General features: G+C 62.7%; 4 protein-coding genes. 1 reads left to right on the top strand and 3 read right to left on the bottom strand.

Features of this window, described 5'->3' with window-relative positions; all coding sequences use genetic code 11:
- Nucleotides 1-1631: heavy metal translocating P-type ATPase (locus A2J03_RS04885; RefSeq protein WP_082897598.1), on the bottom strand; the 1631-nt coding region annotated here is incomplete at its 3' end.
- 91 nt (nucleotides 1632-1722) lie between these two features.
- Here A2J03_RS04885 and A2J03_RS04880 point away from each other — a divergent pair.
- Entirely contained in the window at nucleotides 1723-2100 is a 378-nt protein-coding gene (locus tag A2J03_RS04880) for an ArsR/SmtB family transcription factor (protein ID WP_068370354.1), read from the top strand.
- Nucleotides 2101-2400: 300 nt separating this feature from the next.
- Here the strand turns inward: A2J03_RS04880 and A2J03_RS04875 are convergent, their stop codons facing one another.
- Together A2J03_RS04875 and A2J03_RS04870 are read right to left on the bottom strand one after the other, a co-directional pair.
- Entirely contained in the window at nucleotides 2401-2760 is a 360-nt protein-coding gene (locus tag A2J03_RS04875; protein WP_068370357.1) for an ArsR/SmtB family transcription factor, read from the bottom strand.
- A 14-nt stretch (nucleotides 2761-2774) separates the two neighbouring features.
- Complete coding sequence (locus tag A2J03_RS04870) at nucleotides 2775-4031, bottom strand: MFS transporter (protein WP_231912369.1); 1257 nt, start codon at nucleotides 4029-4031, stop codon at nucleotides 2775-2777.
- Between the last annotated feature and the right edge of the window lie 154 nt (nucleotides 4032-4185).

Here is a 4185-nt window from a genome sequence, read left to right as displayed (position 1 = left end):
ACCCGGCGACCATCGTCTCCTTGTAGTTCTCGCACGGCCTCGGCTTTATCCTCGGGAAGCAGACCCGCCCGAACGTCGACGATCCCGACACGCTCGGCCACCGCATGCGCTGCGCGGGGATTGTCGCCGGTGAGCAGCACTGCGGAGCTACCAGTCACCCGTTCGAGCTCGCGAATGGTTGCGGCGAGGTTCGAGCGAACGGTGTCCGCAAGGGCGATCACTCCGATCGCTTCGCCTCCGACGCGCACGATCACCGCGGTCATACCGCCCGATTCGCGTTCGGCCGCGGTACGTTCAGCTGACGTCTCGCACTCAGCTCTCGAAAGGCATTCGGACGGTAAAGCTTTCGGTTCCGCCTCAGGTTTGCTGACCGTCACGACGTCGCCGTCAACCGTTGCCCGGACCCCCACACCCGGCGTCGACTCGAATGCCGTCGCAGTCGGTACCTGCAGACCCCGGCTGCGGCTGTAGTCGACGATGGCTGTACCGATCGGGTGTTCGCTGCCCATCTCGGCGGCCGCTGCCAGGGTGAGCACGTCGTTTTCGCTGAAGCCTGTGAATGCATCGACGCGTTCGACCTGAGGTGTTCCTTCGGTGAGGGTTCCGGTCTTGTCAAAGGCCACCACCTCGATCGTGCGGAGTTGTTCCATGACGACAGCAGATTTGACGAGGACACCATGGCGACCGGCGGTGGCCATCGCCGCGAGAAGCGGCGGCATCGTCGCCAGGACCACCGCACACGGGGAGGCGACGATCATGAACGTCATCGCCCGCAGCAACGCCGGCTGAAGCTCGCTGCCGAGCAGCATCGGAATCGCGAAAATTGCTGCAGTGGAGACGACGACGGTCTTCGAGTAGTACTGCTCGACCTTCTCGATGAAGAGCTGTTTCTTCGCTTTCGTCGCCGACGCGTGTTCGACCATGGCCACGATGCGCGCGATCACGGTCTCCGAGGGGTCGACATCGATGCGGACCCGCAGCGCGCCGGTGCCGTTGATGGTGCCGGCGAAGACGTCGTTGCCGACCGATTTGAACACCGGAATCGCCTCACCCGTGATCGAAGACTGATCGATGTCAGAACTGCCGTCGACGATCGCGCCCTCGCCGGAAATGCGTTCTCCGGGTCGGACGACGACGATATCGCCGCACCGGAGATCAGCAGCGTCGACTCGCGCCTCGACGCCTGCGGCGTCGAGGATCACGGCGGTCTCGGGAGCGAGATCGAGAAGACTGCGGATCGAGTCGGCGGTGCGGCGAGTCAGTACCGCTTCCAAGGCGCCGGAGGTGGCGAAGATGACGATCAGCAATGCGCCGTCGAAGATCTGCCCGATCGCTGCTGCGCCGAGGGCAGCGACGATCATCAACAGGTCGACGTCGAGAGTCTTCTCCCGCAGTGCGCGCAGCCCCTCCAGTGCCGGTTCCCACCCGCCCGTGACATAGCAGGCCAGGTACAGCGCCCAGAACAACCAGACCGGCGCGCCGACCAGCTGGGCTGTGAGTCCGAGTAGGAAGAACGCAGTCGCTGCCAGCGCCCACCTCACCTCGGCAACGTCCAGTAGACGCGTCCGCGTGAAGCCGGGGTTGCGTCGCGCCGTGGGCGCGGCCGCAGTGGTAGTGCCGATCGATGCCATAACTGCCTTCTGCCGACGAATGTAGATGCGCGAACAACCATACAGTAATATATGAAGATCTTTACATGTGTACATAAACTACAGTTGCCCCATGGGACATGAAGTCGACGGGCGGCCACGGCCTCCGGCGCAACTCGACGCCGAATCCGCTGCGACGGTAGCGGCGACACTGCAGGCTCTGGCTACACCGAGCAGGCTGCGCATTCTCACCCAACTTCGCCAAGGCCCCAGCGGGGTGAACGACTTGGCCGACGCTGTGGAAATGGAACAGTCCGCCGTCTCCCATCAACTTCGCCTGCTCCGCGCGATGGGCCTGGTCACCGGAGCGCGCTCCGGCCGCAGCATCGTCTACCGCCTCTACGACAACCACGTTGCGATGCTTCTCGACGAAGCCGTCTATCACATAGAGCATCTCGGAATGTCCACACCTGAAGTGCAGAAGTTGCCGACCACCGCGGATTCGGCCTGACTCCGATTCTCTCGAATTTCAGTCGGAAACCATGAGCCTGCAGCGAAGAATCATTCTTCGATCGATTCAGCGTGTGGGCACAGTCCTATCCATTAGCTTCCTTGCGAAACTTCCGGAGCGGCAACGAGAGCACGCAGTGAAGCACCTCAGTCCTTTACCGCCCACCGGTTATTAGCTCTCGATGGGCAGCTCTGACATCGGCCAGGAGCCGAAAAGGCGCACCATCGCACCGCAGGCGAGACCGACCACCATCAACTCCGTACCCGCGTGTTGCCTCTGTTGTGTTCGATGCAACGAATTCTATTGATGCGCAGGTTCTCCGGTGATGGTGTGGTCTGCGTAGTTGAGCCCTTCCCGAACCAACCGGGTGAGGTGCCCGTCGGCGAGGCGGTAGATGACGTTTCGCCCATTCTTCTGGGTGTCAACCATTCCGATGAATCGAAGTTTGGCGAGGTGTTGGCTGACTGCGGTACGCGACGCATTGGTGGCGGTGGTGAGTTCGGTGACGTCGGCGGGCCCGTGGCTGAGGAGCCAGAGCAGGTGTAGGCGGGTCGGGTCGGACAGCATCCGGAAGGTCTCGCTGGCGGCCTGGAGCCGGGCGCGGTCGGGGTGCTCCGCGTGATCGAGACTGGCGGGCGTGGTGGCGGGTACCGCTGTCATGATCGTCGATTCTGCTACGTCGCCGGTGAAGTCGTCACGGTGGATCCGTTGAGGGTCCACAACCGCGATGCGGTCACTGCGGCAAGTGTAGCGATGCCGGTCAACGTTGCTGCCGCGGTGAACTGATTGACCTCGGCGCCCACCCATCCTGCGAGCGGGTAGGTCAGCAGGAATCCGGCATGCGAGAGAGAGAACTGCGCCGTGAAGATCGCCGTTCGGGTGTTCTCGTCCGATTCGCGGCGCAGGACTCGCGCCGAGGGGGTGTTAATCATCGAGGTGCCAGCTCCCATCACCGCCCAGATAGCGGAGAGGGCGATCCAGCCTGAGAGTGCGGTCGGCGCAACGGCCGCGAAGACGGACGCCGCAAGGGTGCCGGCGGTGACGACGCCGGCACCGGTCAGCATCAAAGTGCGATCGGTGATGGCGGTGAGGATCCGCGGGACCGTGAGTGCGACGATCATCGATCCTCCACCGTAGAAGGCTAGCGCAATAGCTAAACCGCTGCTCGATCCGCCGATGAGGTCGCGGACGTAGACGACGGTGTTAACCACCACGAGGCCGGTGGCCGAGGCAACGACGAGGTTCAGGGCGAGCAAACCGCGCAGGGCGGGTTTCTTGACGAACAGCCGGATGCCGGCGGTGGTGCGGCCGAAAAACGATGCAGTGCGTTCGATGCGGACGAGGGCGGGCAGACGCGTTCCTACGACCATGATCGCCGATACGACAAATCCGATGGCGGTACCAATGAACAGTGAGTGATACGAGATCAGCGTCAACAGTGCTGCCGCGACGACCGGGCTCAGAAGTGATTCGAGATCGTACGCGAGTCGAGAGAGAGATAACGCTTTGGTGTACTGGCGCTCGTCCGGGACGATCGAGGGAATAACGGCCTGGAATGTCGGAGTGAAAGTGGCCGATGCGGACTGCAGGATGAAGATCAGTACATAGATCTGCCACACCTGATCGACGAACGGCAGCAGCAGGGCGATCGCGGCGCGCACAGCGTCGGCGGAGACCAGTACCCGTTTGCGGGGCAGCCTGTCAGTCAACGCGGAGACGATCGGGGCGACGCCGACATAGGCGATCATCTTGATCGCCAACGCTGTGCCGAGAACTGCTCCTGCCGAACTGCCCGCGATGTCGTAGGCCAGCAAGCCGAGCGCCACGGTCAGCACGCCTGTCCCCACGAGCGCAACCACTTGAGCGGTGAACAGTCGCCGGAACGCGGTGTTGGCAAGCACGGAGCCGAGCGAAACGGTGGGCGCGATCACAACGCACAACATACACTGTACGTGCGCACGTGCGCACATGATTCGGATCTGCTATTTTCGTCCTGTGTGTCCGATTCGGTTGAGCGAGCGTATTCGCCGAATTCTGCTCTGGTCCATCATGGCGGCCACGGCATTGGCGGTACTGATGATGTCG

Origin of the sequence: Rhodococcus sp. EPR-157 (genome assembly GCF_001647195.1) — a bacterium.
Taxonomy (GTDB): Bacteria; Actinomycetota; Actinomycetes; order Mycobacteriales; family Mycobacteriaceae; genus Rhodococcoides.
This window is presented reverse-complemented; position numbering and strand designations above follow the sequence as displayed.

Excerpts from the sequence above, each read along its gene's own strand:
- A2J03_RS04880 (WP_068370354.1), top strand. The coding sequence starts at position 1,723 with ATGGGACATGAAGTCGACGGGCGGCCACGGCCTCCGGCGCAACTCGAC.
- A2J03_RS04875 (WP_068370357.1), bottom strand. The coding sequence starts at position 2,760 with ATGACAGCGGTACCCGCCACCACGCCCGCCAGTCTCGATCACGCGGAG.